The sequence below is a fragment of the Pseudomonas sp. BB438 genome, assembly GCF_057180225.1.
The window spans coordinates 6,556,447-6,580,300 of sequence record NZ_CM170001.1 but is presented as its reverse complement, the minus strand read 5'-3'; the positions used below and the strand labels follow the sequence as shown (position 1 = coordinate 6,580,300).

At 64.2% G+C, this 23,854-nt stretch carries 22 protein-coding genes; 14 read left to right on the top strand and 8 right to left on the bottom strand.

The genetic code is table 11. The features are described 5' to 3' along the window. Positions 1-6 precede the first annotated feature (6 nt). The gene (locus tag AC1ZV1_RS30190; RefSeq protein WP_017518835.1) at positions 7-594 is read left to right on the top strand and encodes a MarC family protein; all 588 of its coding nucleotides are present in this window, start codon (positions 7-9) and stop codon (positions 592-594) included. Between the two features lie 22 nt (positions 595-616). Continuing rightward, the gene (locus AC1ZV1_RS30185; RefSeq protein ID WP_484294961.1) at positions 617-1,399 is read left to right on the top strand and encodes an N-acetylmuramoyl-L-alanine amidase; all 783 of its coding nucleotides are present in this window, start codon (positions 617-619) and stop codon (positions 1,397-1,399) included. Here the strand turns inward: AC1ZV1_RS30185 and AC1ZV1_RS30180 are convergent. Both AC1ZV1_RS30180 and algB read right to left on the bottom strand, forming a co-directional pair. Further along, on the bottom strand, positions 1,396-3,189 hold the full coding sequence (locus AC1ZV1_RS30180; protein ID WP_484294960.1) for a KinB sensor domain-containing domain: 1,794 nt from the start codon (positions 3,187-3,189) through the stop codon (positions 1,396-1,398). The two genes, AC1ZV1_RS30185 and AC1ZV1_RS30180, sit on opposite strands and share 4 nt — an antisense overlap. After that, entirely contained in the window at positions 3,186-4,532 is a 1,347-nt protein-coding gene (algB, locus tag AC1ZV1_RS30175; protein WP_484294959.1) for a sigma-54-dependent response regulator transcription factor AlgB, read from the bottom strand. Before algB ends, AC1ZV1_RS30180 begins: the two co-directional genes overlap by 4 nt. Positions 4,533-4,760: 228 nt before the next feature. Here algB and AC1ZV1_RS30170 point away from each other — a divergent pair, with 228 nt between their 5' ends. The 5 genes from AC1ZV1_RS30170 to AC1ZV1_RS30150 all read left to right on the top strand — a co-directional run bounded on the left by AC1ZV1_RS30170 (position 4,761) and on the right by AC1ZV1_RS30150 (position 7,515). After that, positions 4,761-5,615 carry a BON domain-containing protein gene (locus tag AC1ZV1_RS30170; protein ID WP_484294958.1) on the top strand — a complete coding sequence of 285 codons (855 nt, stop codon included), beginning with the start codon at positions 4,761-4,763 and terminating at the stop codon, positions 5,613-5,615. 32 nt (positions 5,616-5,647) lie between these two features. Continuing rightward, positions 5,648-6,082 (top strand): ferritin-like domain-containing protein, encoded by a 435-nt coding sequence (locus tag AC1ZV1_RS30165; protein WP_484294957.1) that lies wholly within the window; start codon positions 5,648-5,650, stop codon positions 6,080-6,082. 278 nt (positions 6,083-6,360) lie between these two features. Then, the gene (locus tag AC1ZV1_RS30160) at positions 6,361-6,678 is read left to right on the top strand and encodes a hypothetical protein (RefSeq protein WP_484294956.1); all 318 of its coding nucleotides are present in this window, start codon (positions 6,361-6,363) and stop codon (positions 6,676-6,678) included. 164 nt (positions 6,679-6,842) lie between these two features. Next, on the top strand, positions 6,843-7,004 hold the full coding sequence (locus tag AC1ZV1_RS30155) for a DUF1328 domain-containing protein (protein WP_081519001.1): 162 nt from the start codon (positions 6,843-6,845) through the stop codon (positions 7,002-7,004). Between the two features lie 40 nt (positions 7,005-7,044). Beyond that, complete coding sequence (locus AC1ZV1_RS30150; protein WP_484294955.1) at positions 7,045-7,515, top strand: inhibitor of vertebrate lysozyme family protein; 471 nt, start codon at positions 7,045-7,047, stop codon at positions 7,513-7,515. A gap of 227 nt (positions 7,516-7,742) precedes the next feature. Here the strand turns inward: AC1ZV1_RS30150 and AC1ZV1_RS30145 are convergent, their stop codons facing one another. Further along, positions 7,743-8,402 carry a DUF3313 domain-containing protein gene (locus tag AC1ZV1_RS30145; protein ID WP_484294954.1) on the bottom strand — a complete coding sequence of 220 codons (660 nt, stop codon included), beginning with the start codon at positions 8,400-8,402 and terminating at the stop codon, positions 7,743-7,745. Between the two features lie 678 nt (positions 8,403-9,080). Between AC1ZV1_RS30145 and gltP the strand changes: the two genes are divergently transcribed. From gltP to AC1ZV1_RS30125, 4 genes are all read left to right on the top strand, one after another. Further along, positions 9,081-10,430 (top strand): glutamate/aspartate:proton symporter GltP, encoded by a 1,350-nt coding sequence (gltP, locus tag AC1ZV1_RS30140; protein ID WP_484294953.1) that lies wholly within the window; start codon positions 9,081-9,083, stop codon positions 10,428-10,430. A 108-nt stretch (positions 10,431-10,538) separates the two neighbouring features. Next, positions 10,539-11,768, top strand: coding sequence for a nucleoside recognition domain-containing protein (locus tag AC1ZV1_RS30135; RefSeq protein ID WP_484294952.1), 1,230 nt, complete (start codon positions 10,539-10,541; stop codon positions 11,766-11,768). Positions 11,769-12,027: 259 nt separating this feature from the next. Continuing rightward, positions 12,028-13,317 carry a tricarballylate/proton symporter TcuC gene (tcuC, locus tag AC1ZV1_RS30130; protein ID WP_484294951.1) on the top strand — a complete coding sequence of 430 codons (1,290 nt, stop codon included), beginning with the start codon at positions 12,028-12,030 and terminating at the stop codon, positions 13,315-13,317. A gap of 124 nt (positions 13,318-13,441) precedes the next feature. Then, positions 13,442-13,993, top strand: coding sequence for an N-acetyltransferase family protein (locus AC1ZV1_RS30125; protein ID WP_484294950.1), 552 nt, complete (start codon positions 13,442-13,444; stop codon positions 13,991-13,993). Between the two features lie 25 nt (positions 13,994-14,018). On the opposite strand, the gene AC1ZV1_RS30120 is transcribed toward AC1ZV1_RS30125, so the two are convergent. Beyond that, entirely contained in the window at positions 14,019-15,392 is a 1,374-nt protein-coding gene (locus AC1ZV1_RS30120; protein WP_484294949.1) for a M16 family metallopeptidase, read from the bottom strand. A gap of 206 nt (positions 15,393-15,598) precedes the next feature. Here AC1ZV1_RS30120 and AC1ZV1_RS30115 point away from each other — a divergent pair, with 206 nt between their 5' ends. Then, on the top strand, positions 15,599-16,555 hold the full coding sequence (locus tag AC1ZV1_RS30115; protein WP_484294948.1) for an NAD-dependent epimerase/dehydratase family protein: 957 nt from the start codon (positions 15,599-15,601) through the stop codon (positions 16,553-16,555). An 82-nt stretch (positions 16,556-16,637) separates the two neighbouring features. Here AC1ZV1_RS30115 and AC1ZV1_RS30110 read toward each other — a convergent pair whose 3' ends face one another. After that, positions 16,638-17,672: an AraC family transcriptional regulator gene (locus tag AC1ZV1_RS30110; RefSeq protein ID WP_484294947.1), complete on the bottom strand. Its 1,035-nt coding sequence runs from the start codon at positions 17,670-17,672 to the stop codon at positions 16,638-16,640. A gap of 97 nt (positions 17,673-17,769) precedes the next feature. Beyond that, positions 17,770-19,494, bottom strand: coding sequence for a Na/Pi cotransporter family protein (locus tag AC1ZV1_RS30105; RefSeq protein ID WP_484294946.1), 1,725 nt, complete (start codon positions 19,492-19,494; stop codon positions 17,770-17,772). 339 nt (positions 19,495-19,833) lie between these two features. Between AC1ZV1_RS30105 and AC1ZV1_RS30100 the strand changes: the two genes are divergently transcribed. Further along, on the top strand, positions 19,834-21,141 hold the full coding sequence (locus tag AC1ZV1_RS30100; RefSeq protein ID WP_484294945.1) for a PQQ-dependent sugar dehydrogenase: 1,308 nt from the start codon (positions 19,834-19,836) through the stop codon (positions 21,139-21,141). Positions 21,142-21,158: 17 nt separating this feature from the next. After that, positions 21,159-21,632: an LEA/WHy family protein gene (locus AC1ZV1_RS30095; protein ID WP_484294944.1), complete on the top strand. Its 474-nt coding sequence runs from the start codon at positions 21,159-21,161 to the stop codon at positions 21,630-21,632. A 77-nt stretch (positions 21,633-21,709) separates the two neighbouring features. Here the strand turns inward: AC1ZV1_RS30095 and AC1ZV1_RS30090 are convergent, their stop codons facing one another. Together AC1ZV1_RS30090 and AC1ZV1_RS30085 are read right to left on the bottom strand one after the other, a co-directional pair. After that, complete coding sequence (locus tag AC1ZV1_RS30090; RefSeq protein ID WP_484294943.1) at positions 21,710-22,471, bottom strand: TerC family protein; 762 nt, start codon at positions 22,469-22,471, stop codon at positions 21,710-21,712. Between the two features lie 33 nt (positions 22,472-22,504). Then, positions 22,505-23,809, bottom strand: coding sequence for a CitMHS family transporter (locus tag AC1ZV1_RS30085; RefSeq protein WP_484294942.1), 1,305 nt, complete (start codon positions 23,807-23,809; stop codon positions 22,505-22,507). Between the last annotated feature and the right edge of the window lie 45 nt (positions 23,810-23,854).

Below are 23,854 nucleotides of genomic sequence, written 5' to 3'. Positions count from 1 at the left end.
CCGGTCATGCTTGGCGTCGCCATCCTGATCTTTCTGATCACCGACCCGTTCGGCAACATCGCGGTCTTTCTCGCCGCCCTCAAGTCGGTCCCCGCCGAACGCCGCCTGAAAGTCGCGCTGCGCGAACTGCTCTTCGCCCTGGGCCTGCTGCTGCTGTTCCTTACCCTCGGCGAACACATCCTCACCGGGCTGGGCCTGTCCAAGGAAGCGACGGGTATTGCCGGCGGCATCATTCTCTTCGTGGTCGCCATGCGCCTGATCTTCCCCACTCCCCAGGGCGTGCTGGGCGACATGCCCGACAACGAACCGCTCTTCGTTCCGCTGGCCACGCCGGCGGTAGCGGGGCCGTCCGCGCTGGCGATGCTGATCACCCTGCGCAGCACCTACACTGGTCCCTTGTGGGAGCTGTACCTGGCGGTGATCCTGGCCTGGGCGGCGACTGCCTTCATCCTGATGCAGGCGGCGTTCCTCCAGCGCTTCCTCGGCCCCCGCGGGCTGATGGCCGTGGAGCGCCTGGCCGGCATGCTGCTGATCATGCTGAGCGTGAACATGCTCCTGCAGAACGTGCGCAGCTTCCTGCATATCGCTGCCTGATGATCTCGCCGTGAGAACTGCCATGATCCCGCGTGTCCTGACCTTCGCGCTGCTCTCCGCACTGCTTGCCGGCTGCGCCGACAAGGGCCTGCAGATCGACCGCGAACATGTGTCGAGGAACCAGGACAGCCGCATCCAGTACGTCATCGTCCACTACACCTCGGCCGACCTGCCGCGCTCGCTGGCGCTGCTGACCCACGGCGAAGTCAGCGCGCACTACCTGATCGGTGACAACCCGGCGACCATCTACCAACTGGTGGACGAGAACCGCCGCGCCTGGCATGCCGGCGCCAGCGAATGGCAGGGGCGCACCTGGCTCAACTCCACGTCCATCGGCATCGAACTGGTGAACCCCGGCTACCGCGATACCCCCAGCGGGAAGATCTGGTATCCCTACCCGGATGCGCAGATCGACGCGCTGATTGCACTGCTCAAGGACATCACCAAGCGCCAGGGCATCACCCCGGAACATATCCTCGGCCACAGCGATATCGCTCCGCAGCGCAAGGTGGATCCGGGCCCCCTGTTTCCCTGGAAGAAGCTGGCCGACGCCGGGCTGATCCCCTGGCCGAAATCGGGTGAGCTGGCGCGCCGTCTGGCCGAGTTGAATGGACAGTTGCCGGCGCCGGGCTGGTTCCAGCAGCAGTTGGCGCGCCACGGCTACGCGGTGCCGCTCAATGGAGTGATGGACAAGGAAACCCGCAACGTGATCGCTGCGTTCCAGATGCGCTTCCGGCCCGCGCGCTTCGACGGCGAGCCGGACCTGGAAACCGCCGCACTGCTGCTGGCGGTCCCGACCTCCTAGACCGGCAGCAGCAGGTAGAAGCGCGAGCCCTTGCCCTGTTGTGAGCGCAGGGCGATTCGGCCGCCGTGCAGTTGCACGATTTCCCGGCAGAGCGCCAGGCCGAGCCCGACACCGCCTTTCTTGCGGCCCACCTGTACGAAGGGCTCGAAGATGCGTCCCTGCTGGCTGAGCGGGATGCCGTCGCCGCTGTCTTCCACTGCTATCGCCACGCGCTCTTCCTGGCTGCGTGCCTGCAGCCGGATCGTCCCGCCTTCGGGGGTATGACGCAGGGCATTGCCGATCAGGTTGTCCAGTACTCGCTCGATCTGGGTACGGTCGAGATTGAGGTGCGGTAGCCCCTCGGCAATCTCCAGATCAAGCGCGATGTGTTTCTCGTCGGCGGATCTGACAAAACGCTGGTGGGCCTGGCGCAGCAGGTCTCCCACGTCACAGAGCTGCAGCTCGAGCTTCTGCGTGCCGCTCTGGTAGCGGGAGAAGTTGAGCAGGTCGTTGATCAGCCGGACAAGCCGGTGCATTTCCTCGTCAACGGTACGTACCAGGTCCCGCTCGCGGGATTCCTCGGGAAACTTCAGGCGCTCGGCGAGCAGCCCGAAGGCCATGTGCATGCCGGTCATGGGTGTGCGCAGCTCGTGCGAGGCTCGCAGGACGAAGTCGTTGCGCACACGCTCGAAGGCGCGCTGCTCGGTGACATCGCGTACCACCATTACCGCGCCGATATTGCGCCCGTCATCGTGGCTCACCGGTGACATGCCCCAGGTCAGCAGCCGGCTTTCACCGCCCACGTCCACCACCAGGTCCTGCGGGGTTTCCTCCAGCAGGTTGCCGCTCAGCACGCGCTGGACCGCCTGGTTCAGCGCCGGATTGTTCAGCATCGTACCCAGCTCCTGGCCCTGGGGATCACCCTGGGAGAACAGCTGGCGCGTGGCGACGGGATTGGCGTGCTCGATGCGGCCGTATCGATCGAGAATCACCAGGCCGTCGTCGATGCTGTCGAGCACTGCCAGCAGGCGCTTGCGGCCTGAGCCCAGCGCCTCCGTGTTGCTGGCGCGATAGAGCCGCAAAGCCTCCGCCATCAGGCCGAAGCGTCGGCTCAGGGATGACATCTCGGCGACACCGGAGACCGGCAGAGTGACGTCGAATTCGCCCTGTCCAATCTTGTCCGCAGCCTTGGCCAGGGTTTCGATGGGCGCGCCAAAGCGCCGGGCGATGCTGTGGGCGGTGATGAACCCGACCACCAGGATGGCGATGCCGATGAGCCCGAGCAGGCTGCTGATCAGCAGGGTGCGGTCGCGGGCGGAGCGCTCGTCGGCGCTGATGTTCTCCATTGCACCCTGGTGCAGCGCCAGCAGGCGGTTGCGCAGGACGTCGAGGGTGCGACTGAGGTCGCTGTCTTCCAGCAATTCTGGGCGCCCAGGGCCAGGCGCCTCGACCGCTTCGACGAACAGGCGGTGGGCATCGGCGATTTCCGTCATGGCCTGGCGTTCGCCGCTGTTGCGCGCCAGAGCGCGCCCCTGCTCCAGCGCCTGGGCGAAGTGCCGGCGAGCACGCTCCAGATATTCAGGACTTGGGCGTGCGTTAAGCACTTGCACCAGTTCATCGCCCAGCGCCTGGCGGAGTCGCTGGCTGACCTCGATGGCGGCGAAGTTGCGCTGGATGAGCTGAGACTGTTCGCGGCCGGTCAGCACGACGCTGAATACTCCCAGCAACAGTCCCAGTAACGCTACCGTGATCAGCGCCGAGATGCTCACGAAGAGTCGCGTGCGCAGCGTCATCGGGATTGGCAGGTTCACAGGCTGTACTGCTTGCGCTTGCGATAGAGGGTGGAAGCATCGATCCCCAGTGTCTTGGCCGCCTGGTCGAGCGTGGCGCTGGAGGCCATCACCGCGGCAATGTGGGCCTTCTCCAACTCCTCCAGGCTCATCGCCTCGCCGATGCGAGGCGCCGAGTTGGTGGTTTGTTCCCCAATGGCGAGTTGCTCAACACCAATCAGCTCAAGATTGCAGATGATGCTGGCGCGTTCGATTACGTTGCGCAGCTCCCGTACGTTCCCCGGCCAGTTATAGCGACGCAGCAGCGCGCGCGCCTCGTCGGTGAAGCCGCGTGCGGGGCGGCCGTAGTCCTTCACGAAGCGGGCGAGGAAACGTTCGGCCAGACCGATGATGTCCTCGGCGCGCTCGCGCAGCGGCGGCAGATTCAGCACGATAACGTTCAGGCGGTAGAGCAGGTCTTCGCGGAACGTCCCCTGGGCAACCATGCTGGCGAGGTCGCGGTTGGTGGCCGCGAGGATCCGTACGTCGGCATTGCGGGTGACCGGATCACCGATGCGCTCGTACTCCTTGTCCTGGATGAAACGCAGCAACTTAGGCTGCAATATGAGGGGAAAATCGCCGATCTCGTCGAGGAAAAGTGTGCCGCCATCCGCCTGGCTGATGCGCCCCAGGGTGTTTTCGGTGGCGCCTGTGAAGGCGCCACGGCTGTGGCCGAACAGTTCACTTTCCATCAGCTCGGCAGAGAGGGAAGGGCAGTTGATGGTCACGCAGGACTTCTTCGCCCGCTTGCTCCAGCCGTGGATGGCGCGCGCCAGTTCGCCCTTGCCGGATCCGGATTCGCCGAGGATGAGGATGTTGGCGTCGGTGGCTGCCACCTGACGCGCGGTCTCCAGCACGGCGGCCATCGCCGGGCTGTGGGATTCCAGCACATCGCCCTGCTTGCGCATTTCGCCTTCCAGCGCCTCGATGCGCGCGGTGAGCTGACGCACTTCCAGCTGCTTGGCAGCGGCCAGGCGCAATTGGTCCGGGCTGCAGGGCTTCACCAGGTAATCCGCGGCCCCGGCTTGCATCGCGTCCACGGCGGTGTCGACGGCGGAATGCGCGGTGACGATCACGACGCGCATCCAGGGTGCCAGCACGCGCATCTGCGCCAGCACGTCCAGGCCGTTGTCCTCGCCCAGGCGCAGGTCCAGGAAGCACAGGTCGAACACCTGGCGCTGCAGCAGGTTCTCGGCCTGCTGCGCGCTGCTGGCGGTGGCGACGCTGTAACCCTCGTCCTCCAGGCAGTAGCGGAACGAGCGCAGGATGGCGGACTCGTCATCGACCAGCAGGATTCGGCCTTGCTGTTCAGGCGTTGCGTCCATTCAGCGATTTCCTCGTTGTGTGATTCGTTGTTTTAAAGGGTGCGATTTTTCTTAGTCCAGGGTTTTTCGTGCAAGTTGCAAGAATCTTTCGGGTCCTTCGGGCAGGGTGCACAGTCAGGGTTATACACAGCCCGTTCAACACATTGAATTAAAAGGATTTTATCCACAAAACGCACTGGCACGGCACTTGCGAATCCAATGCAGCACCATCGTTTGACGGAGACCGCCATGCCAAACCCGAAGATCCTTGCCCTCGCCCTGGGTTCCACGCTGCTCGCCTTGCAGCCACTCGCCAGCCAGGCCGCGGAGACCGGGCTGACTGCACAGTTGGCCGAAGCGCGCCAGGAAGGTTCGATCTGGACGGCCATCAATCTCAACCGCGAACTCAAGCCCTACGCGATCAAGGTCGATGTGGAAAACGGCCGCGTCCAGTTGACCGGCGCCGTGGCCAGTGAAGAACAGAAGGCCTTGGCGGGGCAGATTGCCGGCAGCGTCGAAGGCATCAGCGCTGTGGATAACCAGTTGGGTGTGGACGTTTCGCTGGCTGATGCGCCACAGCCTGGCACCGCCAAGGACGATGGCATGGTGCAGCGTTGGGACGATGCCACGTTGGCGGCCAGGGTGAAATCCAAGCTGCTGCTGGAAAAACGCGGCGAAGGATTGGACATCAAGGTCAGCAGTAAAGCGGGCGCCGTCACGCTGGAGGGCATCGTGGCCAGCGAAGAGGCCAGCCAGCAAGCCGCGCACCTGGCTGCCCAGACCGAAGGCGTCACGGCGGTGGATAACCGCCTGAAGGTCGACCCGGATGCCGCCTCTACCCAGAGCTTCGAGAAATCCGTCGGCGATGCCCAGGCTGCTGTCGGTGACGCCTGGATCACCAGCCAGATCAAGGCCGGAATTCTGTCCGCCCATGCGCTGCAAGGGCTCTCCATCGGCGTGTCCACCCGCGATGGCGTGGTGACCTTGAGTGGCCAGGTGCCCAGCGCCGACGAGCGCCAGCAATTGATCGATTCCGCTCGCAAGACCCGCGGTGTGCGAGAGGTGGACGCCACCGCGCTGAAGGTGGCCGGCCAGGCTGCCTGACTTTTCCACCCATTCTTTCCAGGAGAACTGTCATGACCCGCACGACCAGTCAGCTCAATGAACTCATCGAGATTACCCGTGACGGCCAGCGCTTCTACCAGCACGCCATCCAGGAAGTGAAGGACGCCCGGCTGCAGCGGTTGTTCCAATCCATGGCCCAGGCCAAGACCGACGTGATCAACGCCCTGGCCGGCAAGGTCGCCGCCAATCACGAGGACCCTGCCACGGGCGGCACCCTGCTGGGCAAGTTGCGCCAGGTCTACGCCGATACCCGCGCGACCCTGGCCAGCGATGAAAGCGCCACCTATGTCGCCCAGTTGGAAGAGACCGAGGATCGCATTCTCCATGCATTCGAGGACGCCCTGCAGAACGGTACGCCGGAAACCCAGGCGTTGCTGCGCGCCGAGCTGCCCAAGGTGCGGGCGTGCCATGACCAGATGAGCCAGCTCAAGCATTCGCTGAAGTGATGTAGTTCACACGGGCACAGGGAAGTGCCTGACGCCGGGATTGCAAAACGCACGACCCATCCCGGTCCATCGTGCAGGATGCGGTAGAAATGGACGTTGGTACTAAATATAAGTGACTGAAATATAAGGGAAAAATAGGATTATTCAGACTGGCATGCGGCGTGCAATTCCTACTGCAAGACAGTCAACAACACCACCCGCGGCGACAAGAACCCGAAGGACCCAAGGAAACGGTCTCACGGTTCGACAGACAGATCGGCGACGGGCAGGAGAACGGGATGAACAGCGAAACCAACAGCCCAGTGCAACTCGCGCGTACCGATGTGTGGAGCCGGATCTTCTTCGCCGGTGCCCTCCTGCTGTTGCTGATCAACCAGGTGCAGCTGCAGATACAGATCTCCCAGGCCCAGGCTGGTAATGCCCCGGTTGCCTACGTTCCGAGCGCTTCCAGCGCCCCCGGCCTGTATCGCGAAGCGTCGCGTTATCCGCAGGCTGCTCCTGCCCGTGATCAGTCCCAGGCGCTGACCGTTCCGCAGGCGCAGACCCAGGCTCAGGTGCAGCCGATGGCTCGTCCGCAGGGCGGCTGGGTGTTCTGAACAGAGTTTATGCCGAATCCGTGGCGGGCCGTCGGTCCGCCGGATACGTCCGTAGTGCCCGGAAGCGCCCGGGCGGACACCCCTTCCGGAGGTTGCCTTGCGATGACTCCGGAGCAGGTACCCGAGAGTGGTGCCGAACCGACAACGAAAAGAGGAGAGACCCCATGCTTAGCTGGGCACTGACATTCCTGATCATCGCCATCATCGCCGCGGTCCTGGGCTTCGGTGGTATCGCCGGCGCTGCCACCAGTATCGCCAAGATCCTGTTCGTGATCTTCCTGGTGCTGTTCATCGTGTCCTTCGTCATGGGCCGTCGCCGGGGGTGACGTCCGAGGGATCGGTTGGAATTGAACAAGGAGCGTAGTGATGAGCTTTACCCGCAACCTGCTGCTGTCGGCTCTGCTGCTCGGTGCCGGGGCTCACGCCCTGGCCGCCGAGGCGGACAAGGATGCGCAGTACCGCTTGAACGAGCTGATCGCCAGCGATCCGCAGTACCGGGACACCTGGCAATCGGTGATCAAGGATGAAAGCCGCCTGCCGGACTGGGTGATGAACCTGAGTGGCACTGCGGCGCCGATGCAGGCGGTGGACGAGCAGGGTGACAAGTACCTGGTCGGCCAGTTGTGCGAGTCGCACAACTGCGCTGCCCACCGCTTGTATGTCGCCTTCACCTGGAACAAGGCCAAGGCCTTCGCGCTGTACGTGCAGGTTCCCGAGAACCTTCCGGCGGACAAGTCGCCGAGCAAGCACGCCAGTTTCCGCTGGTTGGGCGAGCCGGACGATTCGGTGAAACGGATCCTCGATGACCAGCTCAAGAGTGATCCGAACTGGTACTGATCGCTCGGTACCGGCAAACGCTTGAGATATTCGCGTACCCAGAAGGCGTACGCACGGCCAGGGGGCCGGGATATTCGGGATGCGTCAGGTCCTGAATGACCCAGGGGTACAGGGGGTACCTCCGCATCAGCGGGCCGGGCCAGGCAAAGCCTCCGGAACCGGCGCGGGATTCTCGCGCCGGTTCCGGAGCGCTTCATTTCATGTCCTGAAGGTCAGGCGGCAGCGGCTCAGGGCTTGAAGTTGGCTGCGTCGCGCGCCCAGCCATCAAGCACCGGTTTCAGATCCATGAGGCTCAGGTGGGTACTGGTGTTCTCCAGCGTCTTGCCCGCACCCTTGCGCACGACCTTGGCGACCGGTTTGCTGGTCGCACCATCCAGTGCCTCGAATTCCACGTAGACCTCGGTGTCCTGGTCACGGGTGCCCATGGCGGTGGTCGTCGCGGCCACTACCAGGGCGATCGGGATCACTTCGTAGGCTTTCAGGCCTTCAGTGGAGATGTTCACGCCGGTGATCGCGGTGCGCAGCACCAGGGTGTCGCGATCAGCCTGTTGGACAATGCGGTAGCGGCTGCCCAGCTGCAATTCGACCTGCTTTTTCAGGTAGTCGGGGATTTCGTTCAGAGTCTTCTGATCGATGTTCTCGTTTGGCTTGGGCGGCGGGTAATAGACCGGCCGTTCCACCAGTACCGAGCTGTAGTTCTGCAGCTTGAGGTTCGGATCGACCCAGCGCAGCACCGGCTGGCCACTGGGGGACGTCGCGGGCTTGAGTTGCGAGTAGTCGCCGAGGAAGCCCGAGTACTGCGAGGCGTCCGGTTTCTGGCTGGAGCAGCCGGCCAGCGCCAGGGCGCCAGCGATTAGCAGAGTGGGTACTACGTAGCGTCGCGTCATAGAGCGTCCTTATTCAGAGTGTCACCGCGTTGTGCTTTAACCACATTGAACAACCCATCGCTGATCCGGCTGTCGCGGTGGCGGCAGGTTAGCCGCACGCTCGCTCGAAGCCGGACGAACTTAATTGCTGTCAGTCAATTCGGGGTGTTGTGGAAACGTCTTACAATCACCCGCCGATCCCCGTCGGACGATTCAGTCGGCCGGCGGGGGAAGCATTAATTGCAACAATGAAGAGCGGAATCAGGCACTTATCCACTGCGCCCGCGTTCCTGCCAGCCTTGCCGCCGAAGGGCCCTTTGCTCGCCCCCGGCCATCCCTGACGGTCCCCTCTGCGCGACCGTACATCCGGTAAGAGAAAGCTGCGGCCATCGCGTCCTAGTCTTTCCACTCGCTCGATCGAGGCCATAGACGGCCGATTTTTCACCAAGCCTAGACGGCTTTGAAGAGCGCTGCGTGACAGGCGTTGACGAACTTATGTCAGGCAGAAAAGCAAGGGTATAACGACCTGGAACCAAGGTTTCAGATGCCTTTTCCTATGCCGATTGTGCATGGGGTAGGCGTTTCCGGCATTAGACGGAGGAAGGGTGGGTCGGAATCATGCGCCCCTTTTTTCGCTGGCCGTCGGCATCCCGATGGCTCGGCGACCCCGACTTCCACAAGAATCAAGGGTGACTCACTATGGGCAAAGCCAAGCTCAGCCTCGCCTGGCAGATCCTCATCGGCCTGGTACTCGGAATTGCACTGGGCGCCGCGCTCAACCACTTCAGCGCGGAAAAGGCCTGGTGGATCAGCAATATCCTCCAGCCGGCGGGCGACATCTTCATTCGCCTGATCAAGATGATCGTCGTACCGATCGTCATTTCCTCACTCATCGTCGGCATCGCCGGCATGGGTGATGCGAAGAAGCTCGGACGCATCGGTCTGAAGACCATCGTCTACTTCGAGATCATCACCACGGTCGCCATCGTGGTCGGGCTGCTGCTGGCGAACATCTTCCAGCCCGGCGCCGGCATCGACATGAGCACCTTGGGTACTGTGGATATCTCCCAGTACGCGCAGACTGCCAAGGAAGTCGAGCACCACCACGCGTTCATCGAGACCATCCTCAACCTGATCCCATCGAACATCTTCGCGGCCATGGCCCGTGGCGAAATGCTGCCGATCATCTTCTTCTCGGTGATGTTCGGGCTGGGCCTGTCGTCGCTGCCGGCGCCGACCCGCGAACCGCTGGTGAAGATGTTCCAGGGCGTGGCCGAAGCGATGTTCCGCGTCACCCACATGATCATGCGCTATGCCCCCATCGGCGTGTTCGCCCTGATCGCCGTAACGGTCGCCAACTTCGGTTTCGCCTCGCTGCTGCCGCTGGCCAAGCTGGTGGTGCTGGTGTACTTCGCCATCGCGTTCTTCGCGTTCATGGTGCTGGGCCTGGCCGCACGCCTGTTCGGCTTCTCCATCCTCAAGCTGATGCGCATCTTCAAGGATGAGCTGGTCCTGGCTTACTCCACCGCCAGCTCCGAGACCGTGCTGCCGCGCATCATCGAGAAGATGGAAGCCTATGGCGCACCCAAGGCCGTGAGCAGCTTCGTGGTACCTACGGGCTATTCGTTCAACCTCGATGGTTCGACCCTGTACCAGAGCATCGCGGCGATCTTCATCGCCCAGCTCTATGGCATCGACCTCTCCATCGGCCAGCAGTTGATGCTGGTGCTGACCCTGATGGTTACCTCCAAGGGCATCGCCGGCGTCCCGGGCGTTTCTTTCGTGGTCCTGCTGGCGACCCTGGGCAGCGTGGGCATTCCACTGGAAGGCCTGGCCTTCATCGCTGGCGTCGACCGCATCATGGACATGGCGCGCACCGCGCTGAACGTGATCGGCAACGCCCTGGCGGTCCTGGTGATTGCCAAGTGGGAAGGCGTGTACGACGCGCAGAAGGGCGCCCGCTACTGGGAAGCCATGCGTAACGGTCGTGTCGAAGCCTTCCTCGAAGGGGAAAGCCCCGACGACACGCAGAGCCGCGCTGCGCACTGATCGCAGCAGGTTATCCACAAGGCCCCGGCACTGTCCGGGGCCTTGTCGTTTCTGGCGTCGGAGGCGCCCGTGCCGCTATCATCGCGGCCATTCCAAGGGGGACATCGCATGCTCAATGGCCTGTGGCTGGGCTTTTTCATCGTCGGGGCGATTACCGCGCTTTCCCGCTGGCTGCTGGGGGGCGAGGCCACCGTGTTCGCCGCCATGGTGGAAAGCCTGTTCGCGATGGCCAAGCTGTCGGTGGAAGTCATGGTGCTGCTGTTCGGCACCCTGACCCTGTGGCTGGGCTTTCTGCGCATCGCCGAGAAGGCCGGTCTGGTGGAAAAGCTAGCCGTGCTGCTGGGCCCGCTGTTCCGTCGCCTGATGCCCGAAGTGCCCGCCGGCCATCCCGCTATCGGCCTGATCACCCTGAACTTCGCCGCCAACGGCCTGGGCCTGGACAACGCCGCCACCCCCATCGGCCTGAAGGCCATGAAGGCGCTGCAGGAGCTCAACCCCAGCAGCACCACCGCGAGCAACGCGCAGATCCTCTTCCTGGTGCTCAATGCCTCGTCGCTCACCCTGCTGCCGGTAACCATCTTCATGTACCGCGCCCAGCAGGGCGCCGCGGACCCGACCCTGGTGTTCCTGCCGATCCTGCTGGCCACCAGCGCGTCCACGCTGGTGGGCCTGCTCAGCGTCTCGCTGATGCAGCGCCTGCGGCTGTGGGACCCTGTCGTGCTGGCCTACCTGATTCCCGGTGCGCTGGCGCTGGGCGCGTTCATGGCGCTGCTGGCGGGGTTGTCCGCGGCCGCACTGGCGCAACTGTCCTCGCTGCTGGGCAACCTCACGCTGTTCGGCATCATCATGCTGTTCCTGGTCGTCGGCTGGCTGAAGAAGGTGCCGGTGTACGAAACCTTCGTCGAAGGCGCGAAGGAGGGCTTCGACGTCGCCAAGAGCCTGCTGCCCTACCTGGTGGCGATGCTCTGCGCCGTGGGCGTGCTGCGCGCATCCGGGGCGCTGGAGATGGCGCTGGATGGCATTCGCTGGGTGGTCGAAGGCGCCGGCTGGGACACGCGCTTCGTCGATGCGTTGCCCACCGCGTTGGTCAAGCCGTTCTCCGGCAGCGCCGCGCGGGCGATGTTGCTGGAGACCATGCAATCCCATGGTGTGGACAGCTTCCCGGCTCTGGTGGCTGCCACTGTCCAGGGCAGCACCGAGACTACGTTCTATGTGCTCGCCGTGTATTTCGGTGCCGTCGGCATCCAGCGCGCCCGTCACGCCGTCGGCTGTGCGCTGCTGGCGGACCTGGCCGGCGTGCTCGCATCCATCGGCGTCTGCTACTGGTTCTTTGCCTGAGTAGTGGCGGCCCCGGACCTAGCTACCTGCCATAGATAGCCTTGCGGCGCCTGACTTTCCGACAGGCTGTCGCGAAGCTTTCACCAAGCTTTCAAACCCAGCAAATTCGGGCCTTTCAGGCAATTTCAGATTGTCTGGAGATGGCTTTTACACATAGGGTTACAAATACGCCTACCGTCCTATGCTTGCCTGCGGCGAAACGGTGGCGGTCGGTTTCCTTCGGGAAATCTCCCCGTGTGTCAGCCAGAGTGATGTCCCCATGGCCTCGAACAATTCCAAAGCCAAATCCGTCTTCCGCGTGGTGAGTGGCAACTTCCTCGAGATGTACGACTTCATGGTGTATGGCTTCTACGCTACCGCCATTGCCAAGACCTTCTTCCCCGGCGACGACCCCTTCGCCTCCCTGATGCTCTCGCTGGCGACCTTCGGCGCCGGCTTCCTGATGCGCCCGCTGGGTGCCATCTTCCTCGGCGCCTACATCGACCGTCACGGCCGTCGCCAGGGCCTGATCATCACCCTCGGCCTGATGGCCATGGGCACGCTGCTGATCGCCTTCGTGCCGGGCTATGGCACCCTGGGTGTCGCGGCGCCGCTGCTGGTGCTGCTGGGCCGTCTGTTGCAGGGCTTCTCCGCTGGCGTGGAGCTGGGCGGTGTCTCGGTGTACCTCGCGGAGATCGCGACCCCCGGCAAGCGCGGCTTCTTCGTCAGCTGGCAGTCCGCCAGCCAGCAGGTGGCGGTGGTCTTCGCCGGTCTGCTGGGTGTGATCCTCAACCACTGGCTGAGCCCGCAGGACATGGGCGAATGGGGCTGGCGCGTGCCGTTCTTCATCGGCTGCCTGATCGTCCCGGCGCTGTTCATCATCCGCCGTTCGCTGGAGGAAACCCCCGAGTTCCAGCAGCGCAAGCATCGTCCGAGCCTGGGCCAGGTGCTGCGCTCCATCGGCCAGAACTTCGGCCTGGTACTGGCCGGCACCGCCCTGGTGGTGATGACCACCGTGTCCTTCTACCTGATCACCGCCTACACCCCGACCTTCGGCAAGAACGAGTTGCACCTGTCGGACTTCGACAGCCTGCTGGTGACCATGGGCGTGGGCCTGTCCAACTTCATCTGGCTGCCGGTGATGGGCGCCCTGTCCGACCGTATCGGGCGCAAGCCGCTGCTGCTGGCTGCAACCGTGCTGGCGCTGATCACCGCCTACCCGATGCTGTCCTGGCTGGTGGCGGAACCGAGCTTCGCCCGTCTGCTGGAAGTGGAGCTGTGGCTGTCGTTCCTTTATGGCAGCTACAACGGCGCGATGGTCGTCGCGCTCACCGAGATCATGCCGGCCGATGTGCGCACCACCGGCTTCTCCCTGGCCTACAGCCTGGCGACGGCGACCTTCGGTGGATTTACTCCGGCGGTCTGCACCTGGCTTATCCACACCCTGGACAACAAGGCCGCACCGGGTATCTGGCTCAGCGGCGCGGCGGCTCTCGGTTTGCTCGCTACCCTGGTGCTGTTCCGCAAGGGCGCTCGCGTGCGCGGCGGATCGCTGTCCGCCAGCGCCTGAGGCGGGCTGCGACGTTCTGCCCCAGCACGGTTCCGGGCGGCATTGACCTATGTCAGGCTCGCCCGGCACCGGCGGGAGAAGGATAAGGTCATCCCCATCCCTCTTCGCCAGCGGAGAACGCGTCATGATCACCCACACCACAGCCGAGCTCGCAGCCCTCGGGGCTGTTGGCGCCGATCACTGGATAGAAACCCTCGACGATGGCAGCCACGTGCTGATCCGCCCGTTGCGCTCGGAAGATCGTGAGCGCGAGCGCCTGTTCCTCGAGCGCCTGTCCCCCATGACCCGCAAGTTCCGCTTCCACGGCGAAGTGAAGATCGACGACAAGCTGCTCGATCGCCTGATGGATGTGGATTACCAGACCACCATGGCGTTCATCGCCCTGACCCATGTGGATGGCGAACTGCGAGAAGTCGGTATCAGCCGTTACGCGGCTGTGGATAACCAGCAGTGCGAATGCGCGGTGACCGTTGCCGACGAGTTCAAGCAGCTGGGACTCGGTCTTGCACTGATGCGCCACCTGATCGACGTGGCCAAGCGCAACGGCTTCCACCAGATGTACTCGATCGACTCGTCCATGGACCGTGACATGCGCGACATGGCCCGCGAGCTGGGCTTCCGCGCCCAGGTCGACCCGGACGATTCCTGCCAGGTCATCCGCCGCCTGGCACTCTGAAGCCTGAAGGCGTTCCGACGGGGATTCAGCCCCGTCGGCGCCACAGCGCCAGCCCCAGCAGTGCCGCCAGCATCAGGGCACCCAGCGCTGCCAGTGGATAGACCATGTCGTCGTCCAGCAGGGGCTTCTCTATGCGCAGATACCCCTCTCCCTTGAACAGCTGCTTCGCTACGTCGTTGGCGTGCGCGAGGCTGACCTTCGCCAGTCGCTTGTCCTCGTCCGGGAACTTGCCGTCGTCGAAGTCCGCCAGCGCCCCCCAGTAGTAGTCCGCCAGCGTCGCGTTACCCGGAGTACTCCAGGCCAGCTGCGCCCGCGCCACGCGCTGGATACGGGCGAAGCGCTGTGGGTCGAGGCCGTCGTGGCGGATCTTGTCGAGCAATTCCTGCAGGGCCTTCTGGGTCACCGCCTGCTGATCACGTTCGACGTCCGCGTTAAGGCTCGTGAAGCCCTGGTTGGCCCAGGCTGTGCGCTCGCTCCAGGGGCCGTAGGACAGCTCGCGGCGCACCCGCAACTCGGTATAGAGCGCATCGTTCAGATACGCCTGCAACAGGTCCAGCGTGGCCCCATCGGCCTCTTCGGGTTCCGGGAATATCCAGTGCAGCACCGCGTTTTCACCGAACAACCCGGTGGTCAGGTTGCGCTGGTGCTCGGCGGATTTCTTCATTTGCGGCAGGTCACGACGTTCCGGAGTGTCGTGGTCGACCAGGGCGCCGTAGGTGCGGCCCAGGTAGACCGGCAGGCGTGGATCGAGGTCGCCGACGATGATCAGGGTCATGTTGCTGGGGACGTACCAGTCTTTGCGCAGCTGATCCAGCTGGGCCTGGGTGAGGTTATCCACAGGTGCGCGTTCGGCGCAGGACAGCCCCAGTTCCACGGCCAATTGCTCCTGGCCGGCGCGGCTGACGTTCTGGTGGTCCAGCCAGCGCTGCAGGTGCGAGTAGTGGCCGCCATCCTCGCGTACCAGCACTTGCTTGGCGGAGTCGATCTTGCGCGGGTCGAGTTGGGTGCGGGTGATGATTTCCAGCAGCAGGTCCAGCACCTGGCGCTGTGTGGCGGCGGGAGATTCGACGACGAATGCGGTGTCGCCCTCGCTGGTGTAGGCGTTCCACTGGCCGCCCAGGGCCTGCATGCGCGCTTCCAGGTCGGCCTCGTCGCCGCCGTCGAGACCGCTGAAGAACAGATGTTCCATGAGGTGGGGAAGCTGGCGGTCGCGGCAGCTGAAATCGCTGAAGCCGACACCGACGATCAGCCGGATCGACACGTGGCCCTTCTCATGGGTGGGCTTGAACAGCACGCCCATGCCGTTCTCCAGCTGATAGGCCTCGACCGTCTGTCGCTGGTCGGCATGGGAACAGGTGCTGAACAGGAAGGCCAACAGGGGGACGAACAACCAACGCATGAGCGGTGTGCCTGGACGCAAAGCCGTGAGGATAGCGGATTGACCCGCGCTAACCCACCGCGTTCAACCTTTGTCGGGTGGCATCTTCGGTCAGGCCGCTGGCTTGGATGGCCACTGCCGCTGCCGCACCGCGACACTACGCTCAGATCATCTAACCTCACTGGTGGACCCGTTGTTCGTTCCACGCGGAGCGATCTGGAGGCTACATGCGTGTCCTGGTTACCGGCGCCGCGGGAACACTCGGGCAGAGCCTGCTCAATGAGCTTGCCGTCCAGCATCTGGACTGGACCCTCATTGCCGCCGATATGCAGCGGATCAAATCCCAGGGCCTGCGGCCGAACATCGAGCCGGTAATGCTGGACCTGAGTGTCGCCGCCCATACGCGGGCCTGCGTGGAGCACTGGAAGCCCGATGCGATCGTGCACCTGGCCGCGGTGGTGAATCCGCCACGGGAGATGACTCCGCAGAAGCGCCACGCCATCGAAGTCGGAGGCACCCGAGCGCTGCTCGAGGCGGCGCGGGAGAACGGTGTCCGACAACTCATCGTCACCAGCTCCGGGGCTGCCTACGGATTTCATCGCGACAATGCCGAGTGGATCGACGAATCCCATCCGCTGCGTGGCCATCCCCAGTTGCTGCACGCCCGGTGCAAGCAGGAGATCGAACAACTGCTGGCCAATGCGCGGGAACGTTATCCACAGGTCAAGCAGTTGATCCTGCGACCGGGCACCATTCTGGGCCGACGTGTGCATAACCCCCTGAGCGAACTCTTTGCACGGGCCTCGCTGGTGGGGGTGCTGGGGCATCGCAGCCGCTTCGTGTTCATCTGGGACCAGGACGTGGTGAATGTAATCCGCCAGGGCCTGGAGCGCGGCAGCGAGGGCATCTACAACCTCGCCGGCGATGGTGCACTGTCCCTGCGCGAGATCGCCGGCCTGCTCAACAAACCCTACCGCCCCATGCCCGCCAGCCTGATGCGCATGGGCCTGGGGCTGCTCAAGCCACTCGGGTTGTCGCGCTTCGGCCCCGAGCAGGTGGATTACCTGCGCTACCGGCCGGTGCTGGACAATCGTCGATTGAAGGAAGAGTTCGGTTACGAGCCGCGTTACTCCAGCCGTGAGGCCTTCCTCGCCTATCTCGCCGCACGGGGTCCGCACAGCTGATGTAAAGGCTGTGCAAAACCTGTAGACAAGTCTGTTGAAAAGCCTGTGAGTCGACGTCTGCTGCCAGCCTTCCGGACGCCGTTCAGCGCCCGGGCTGACGCCGCCGCTGGCGAAACTCGCCTGGCGTCAGGCCCGTCCAGTGGCGGAAGGCGCGGAAGAAGACACTGGGCTCGGAATAGCCGAGGAGGGCGGCAATGTCCGTGGCCGGCAGGTTGCCTTCTCCCAGATAGCGCTCCGCCAGTTGCCGGCGGGTGTCGGCCAGCAGCTGTTGATAACTGCTGCCTTCCTCCGCCAGCCGGCGTTGCAGCGTGCGCTCGCTCAGCCCCAGCTCACCGGCCACGGCGGCGCGCCCGGGTTCACCGCGGGTCAGTTGTTCGCCAAGCAGGGCCACCACACGGCCGCTGATGCTGGCGCTGGGCAGGCGGGCGAGCAGGCCTTCCGCGTGCTGGCGCAGCAGGTCCCGCAATGGCGGGTTCGCTTGTGGCAGCGCAGCGTCGATCAGTGCCCTGGGCAGGCCCAGGGCGTAGTCCGGTGCGTTGAAGTGCAGGGGGCAGTCGAAGGCTTTTTCGTAGTCCGCGAGTCTTTCCGGCGGGCTGTGCATGAAGCGGCAGCCGGCCAGCTGCAGACTGCTGAGCAGACCGCGCAACTGGCGGGCCCAGAACGCCAGCAGCGCCAGGGCGCGAGCGCGGGTGGCCGGTGGTTCGGGGTTCAGCGGGCGATAGGTCACCCAGATGATCTCGGCCTGCGCCTCGATGGCCACCTGGCCGCCTTCGCCCACCAGGCGCTGGTAACGCATGGCCGATTCGAGCGCATCGCCCAGCGTGGTACTCGACTGCAGCAGGTAGCCCAGTGCACTGAAGGATGCCGGCGACAGCGCGCGCCCCATGGCCAGGCCGGGTTCGTCGCGTTGCAGGTCAGTCTGGATCACCTGCCAGACGCGCTCCTGCAGCGTGAAGTCGATGCGCGCATCCGGGTCGCTGAGCTGGGATTCCTGAATGCCACTGGCTGCCAGCAGCTTATCGCGGCCAAGACCGAGGCGCTCGGCAGCGAGCAGGACCGCCTGGGTCAGACTGGCGCTGACCGAGGGCGGGCGTTGAGAGTGAGTACATGCTTCCATGGCGGCGGATTCTGCCCGAACCCTGGGCGGGGTGATATCAGGACTTTGTAGGGGCTGGCGAACGCTCCGACGGAACGTTCGTTCAGACCCTGGGCCATCAACCCGTCGCACTGGAGCCGGGCGAAGCCGGCCGCTGGTGATCCTGTACCGCCTCGACTTCGTTCTCGCCGAAGTCCTCGTCTTCCACAGGTTCGCCGAATGCCGAACTGCCGGCATCGGGGTTGTCCAGAACAGCATAGGCGATGGCGCAGAACAGCGAGTTCAAGCGTTTCATGTCACTGATCAGGTCCAGGTGCAACGAGCTGGTCTCGATGCTCTGCACCACCTGCTGGCGCAGGCGATCGACGTGGGAGTGGGCGAAACGCCGTTCCTGCAGGCGGAAGCGCTGCTTGGCGCGGCGCAGGCGCTTGGCGCCTTCCTGGTCGCCATTGAGGAATACCGACAGCGACAGGCGCAGGTTGGCCACCAACTGACCGTGCAGCACGGTGATTTCCTCCAGGCCGTTGTCGGAGAAGGAGCGGCTGCGCGACGTCTTCTTGTCCTGCACGGCACCGAGCATGTGCTCGATGATGTCGCCGGCCTGCTCGAGGTTGATCGCCAGCTCGATGATCTCCGCCCAGCGGCGGCTGTCGGCGTCGCTGAGGTCCTCGCGGGGCATGCGTGCCAGATACAGCTTGATCGCGGTGTAGAGGGCGTCGACGTCGTCGTCCTGCTTGCGGATTTCCTTGCCCAGCAGCGGATCGCCGCTGTGGATAACCTGCATCAGGTTGTTCAGCATCTGCTCGACGATGTCGCCCATGCGCAGGGTTTCGCGCACCGCGTTGACCAGCGCCAGGCTCGGCGTGTCCAGTGCCGCCGGGTCGAGGTGGCGCGGGCGTGCGACGTCTTCCGGCGAATGGCGGTCGGGCATGATGCGCGTGCAGAAGGCCGCCATCTGACCGGTCAAAGGCAGGCAGGCGAGGCAGCGGGTGGCGTTGTAGAGCACGTGAAAAGCGATCACCAGTTCAGCGGTGCTGAATTGCCAATGGTCGATCCAATCGGCCAGCGGCCCCACCAACGGCAGCACCAGGGCGCAGCCGGCGACCTTGAACAGCAGGCTGCCCAGCGCGACGCGGCGCCCGGCGGCGTTCTGCGAGGAGGCACTGATCATCGCCAGGATGCCGCTGCCCAGGTTGGCGCCGATCACCAGGCACAGCGCGACCTTCAGCGAGATCACCTTGGACGCCGCCAGCGTCGCGGTGAGCAGCACGGCGGCCAGACTGGAGTAGGAAATCATCGCGAACAGCGCACCGGTCAGGGCGTCGAGCATCACATCGCCCGTGAGGCTGGAGAACAGCACCTTGACGCCTTTGGCCTGGGTCATCGGTTCGGCGGCGGCGACGATCAGCTGCAGCGCGAGGAGGATCAGCCCCAGGCCGATGAACACCCGGCCCAGTTGGCCCAGGCGCGTCTGCTTGCGGCCGAGGAAGAAGATCACCCCGAAGAAGATCAGCAGCGGCGAGAGCCAGGACAGGTCCAGCGTCAGTACCCGCGCCATCAGTGCCGTGCCGACGTCCGCGCCGAGCATGATCGCCAGCGCAGGCGCGAGGGCCATCAGGCCGGTGGCGACGAAGGAGGTGGCCAGCAGCGCCGTGGCGTTGCTGCTCTGCACCAGCGCGGTGACGCCGATGCCGGCGGCGAAGGCCAGCGGCCGCTTCTGGACGCTGCGGCTGAGGATTTTTCGCAGGTTGCTGCCGTAGACCCTGAGAATGCCGGTGCGGACAATATGTGTGCCCCACACCAACAGGGCGACGGCAGAGAGCAGATCGAGCAGTTTGAGCATGTCGGGCCCCCTCGCACTCAAGCGGGCCCATCGGCGGTGCGTCCGTCAACGGACCCTGTAACGACCTCGCCCGCGGCTCCGTACAGACAGCGCGGAGGGCCGAGAAGGACACGGCAATGCTCAGGCGATTGTCACAAGACTGTCATGGTAGACCCTCGTTCTTCCTTGAGGGTTCGCCAGATCTCTGATTTGCCGGCAATCCTGTCTGTCAGTAAAGCCGATCAAATACGGATGCGAGAGCGTTTGCATCGGTTATTTCGCACGGAGCGGCCGACCGTAATGTCTAGACTGCCTAACCATTTACTGAGCGAAACACCTGACAGGCCGAGGAGTAGTCACATGCGTTGGTCGTTCCCCCTCCTGATCGCGCTGGCCGTGGCCGGTTGCGGCGACAAGTCCGCGCTGCCGTTCACCGCCGGCACCGGGCCGCAACCGCAGTTGCCGGAGCCACAAAGCAGCCTGCTGCCCACCGTCAATATCGCCACGGCCACCGGCTGGCCCGTGAACCAGATGCCTCGCGCTGCCGAAGGGCTGGAGGTGCAACGCTTCGCCGACAAACTGGAGCATCCGCGCTGGCTTTACGTGCTACCCAACGGCGATGTGCTGGTGGCGGAAAGCTCGGCGCCGCCAAAGGAAGAATCCGGCGGACTGAAGGACTGGGTCGCCGGCAAGGTCATGGCCAAGGCTGGCGCCAACGTTCCGAGCGCCAACCGCATCACCCTGCTGCGTGACGCCGATGGCGACGGCGTTCCGGAACAGCGCAGCGTGCTGCTTGAAGGTCTGTTCTCACCCTTCGGCATGGCTCTTGTGGATAACTGGCTGTATGTCGCCAACGCCGACGCCGTGGTGCGCTTCCCCTACCAGCCCGGTGACACGACCATCAGTGCCAAGGCCGAGAAGGTCGTCGACCTGCCGGGTGGGCCGATCAACCACCACTGGACCAAGAACATCCTCGCCAGCCCCGATGGTCGCTATCTCTACGCCACCGTGGGCTCCAACAGCAACGTCGGCGAGAATGGCCTGGACGTCGAGAAGAACCGTGCGGCGATCCTGCAGATCGACCTGTCCAACCGCAACGTGCGCGTATTCGCCTCCGGCCTGCGCAACCCCAACGGGCTGGACTGGGAACCCACTACCGGTGCCCTGTGGACTGCCGTGAACGAGCGCGACGAGTTGGGTAACGACCTGGTGCCGGACTACATGACGTCGGTGAAGGACGGCGGATTCTACGGCTGGCCCTGGAGCTACTTCGGCCAGCATGTGGATAAACGCGTGGAGCCGCCGCGCCCGGACATGGTGGCAAAGGCCTTGGTGCCGGACTACGCACTGGGTTCGCACACCGCCTCTCTCGGCCTTGCCTTCTATCAGGGCAGCCTGCTGCCAGAGCGCTATCGTGGCGGGGTATTCATCGGCCAGCACGGCTCGTGGAACCGCACTCCGCGCAGCGGCTACCAGGTGGTGTTCATCCCCTTCGGTAATGGCAAGCCCAACGGCCAGCCGGTGACGGTGCTGGATGGCTTCATCAACGACAACGACGAAGCCATGGGCCGGCCGGTTGGAGTCGCTGTGGATAAGTTCGGTGGTCTGTTGGTGGCCGACGATGTGGGTAACACGGTCTGGCGGCTGCGCCCGGCGACCGTGAAGTGAATCGACAAGGAGACGCAATGACCACCACCCGGCGCATCGCCCTGATAGCCCTGCTGCTGGCGCTGGGCGCCTGCAGCAGCCTGTTCGGCACGCGCGACCCGTTGCGCATCGACCTGGTCGGCCTGGAGCCGGCGACCGGGCAGGGCATGGAGGCGCGCTTCACGGTCAAGCTGCGGGTACAGAACCCCAATGACCAGGCCATCGACTACAACGGCATCGCCCTGGACCTGTCGGTGAACGGCCAGCCGCTGGCCAGTGGCGTGAGCGATGCCAGTGGGCAGGTGCCGCGCTTTGGCGAAACAGTGATCAGTGTGCCGGTGAGTATCTCGGCCTTCTCCGCCTTCCGCCAGGCCTGGGGACTGTCCGGCGGGCCGCCGCGCCAGGGCATGCCTTATGAAATCAACGGCAAGCTCGCCGGCGGGCTGTTCGGCACGGTGCGCTTCAGCGACAAGGGCGTGCTGAACTGGCCGGAGCCGGTCGCACGCCCTTGAGGGAGTGATCGCTGTGGATAAACCGGGCTGTGGATAGCCCGGTTTTTTATTGCCAGCTTGTGGGCAGCGCTTGTGGATTATTGGCCGGGGATGTCCTTGCGCAGCTTCACCGGCTCCACGTCCTTCTTGCCGCGCGCGGTGCGCATGCGGATGTTCAGCGCTTCCACCGCTAGCGAGAAGGCCATGGCGAAGTAGACGTAGCCCTTGGGCACATGGACCTCGAAGGCTTCGGCGATCAGCACGGTACCGACCACGATCAGGAACGACAGCGCGAGCATCTTCAGCGACGGGTGCTTGTCGATGAAGTCGCTGATGGCGCCGGCTGCCAGCATCATCACCAGCACCGCGACGATGATCGCAGCGACCATCACCGGCACGTTGGAGACCATGCCCACGGCGGTGATCACCGAGTCCAGCGAGAACACGATGTCGATGATGGCGATCTGGATGATGGTGCCGATGAAGCCGCCCATCACGCTCTTGGGTTCGCCCTCGGTTTCGTCCTCGCCTTCCAGGCCGTGGAAGATCTCGCTGCTGCTTTTCCACAGGAGGAACAGGCCGCCGAAGAACAGGATCAGGTCGCGTCCGGAGATGCCCTGGCCGAACACGTGGAACAGGTCGGCGGTAAGGCGCATGACCCAGGTGATCGAGAGCAGCAGCAGGATGCGCGTGACCATCGCCAGCGCCAGCCCGAAGAAGCGCGTGCGCGGCTGCATGTGCTTGGGCATGCGGCCGACCAGGATGGAAATCATGATGATGTTGTCGATGCCCAGGACGATCTCCAGGGCAGTCAGGGTGAAGAACGCAATCCAGATTTCAGGGCTGGTGAGCCATTCCATTTAATCGGTACTCGAAGTCAGTCGTTGAGTCATTCATTTGCTGAACAGGGGGAACAGGCCCAGCAGCAAGGCCGCGGCGAGGATCGCCAGGCACACCAGCACGGCCCACTTGAGGGTGAAGCGCTGGTGGTCGCCAAAGTCCACCTTGGCCAGACCTACCAGCAGGTAGGTGGAGGGCACCAGCGGGCTCAGCAGGTGTACAGGCTGGCCGACGATGGAGGCGCGGGCCATTTCCACGGGGCTGATGCCGTACTGCGCGGCGGCCTGGGAGAGTACCGGGAGCACGCCATAGTAGAAAGCGTCGTTCGACATGAAGAAGGTGAACGGCATGCTCACCAGCGCGGTGATGGTCGCCAGGTACGGTCCCAGTGCCGGCGGAATCACCGCCAGCAGGCTCTTGGACATGGCCTCGACCATGCCCGTTCCGGACAGAATCCCGGTGAAGACCCCGGCGGCGAAGATCAGCGAGACCACTGCGAGGACGTTCTCGGCGTGGGCGCCGATGCGCTTCTTCTGCTCCATGATGCAGGGATAATTCACGATCATCGCGATGCCGAAGGCGATCATGAAGAGTACCGGCATCGGCAGGAGGCCCGCGATCAGGGTGCCCATCAGGACCACCGTGAGCACGGCGTTGAACCACAGCAATTGCGGCCGGCGCGCTTCGGGGAACTGCGAGACGCTGACCTCCGCCATGGCCTCGTGGTCGGTCGGCAGGTGCAGCTCGCCCAGACGGGCGCGCTCGCGTTTTCCATAGACCCATGCCAGCGCGAAGATCGCCGCGATGCCGGCGAGCATGGCCGGGATCATCGGTACGAAGATGTCTGCCGGGTCCACATGCAGGGCGCTGGCCGCGCGCGCGGTGGGGCCGCCCCAGGGCGTCATGTTCAGCACGCCACTGGAGAGCATGATCAGGCAGGCCATCAGCAGTGGGCTCATGCCCAGGCGGCTGTAGAGCGGCAGTACGGCGGCCACGCAGATCATGTAGGTGGTCGAGCCATCACCATCCAGCGAGACGATCATCGCCAGCGCGGCGGTGCCCATCGACACCTTCAGCGGGTCGCCCTTGACCAGCCGGAGGATGCGCCGCACCGCCGGGTCGAACAGCCCGGAGTCGATCATGATGGCGAAGTAGAGGATGGCGAACATCAGCATCACGCCGGTTGGCGCCAGCGTGCGGATGCCGTCCAGCATCATCGGCCCCAGGCCCTTGGCGAAGCCACCGAGCAGGGCGAAGGCGATCGGGACCAGGATCAGCGCGATCAGCGCGGACAGACGCTTGGTCATGATCAGGAACATGAAGGTCGCCACCATGGCGAAGGCGAGGAACGTCAGCATGGGGATAACTCCGGTCGGCGCGGGGGATTCAGCAGCGGCTGTGGA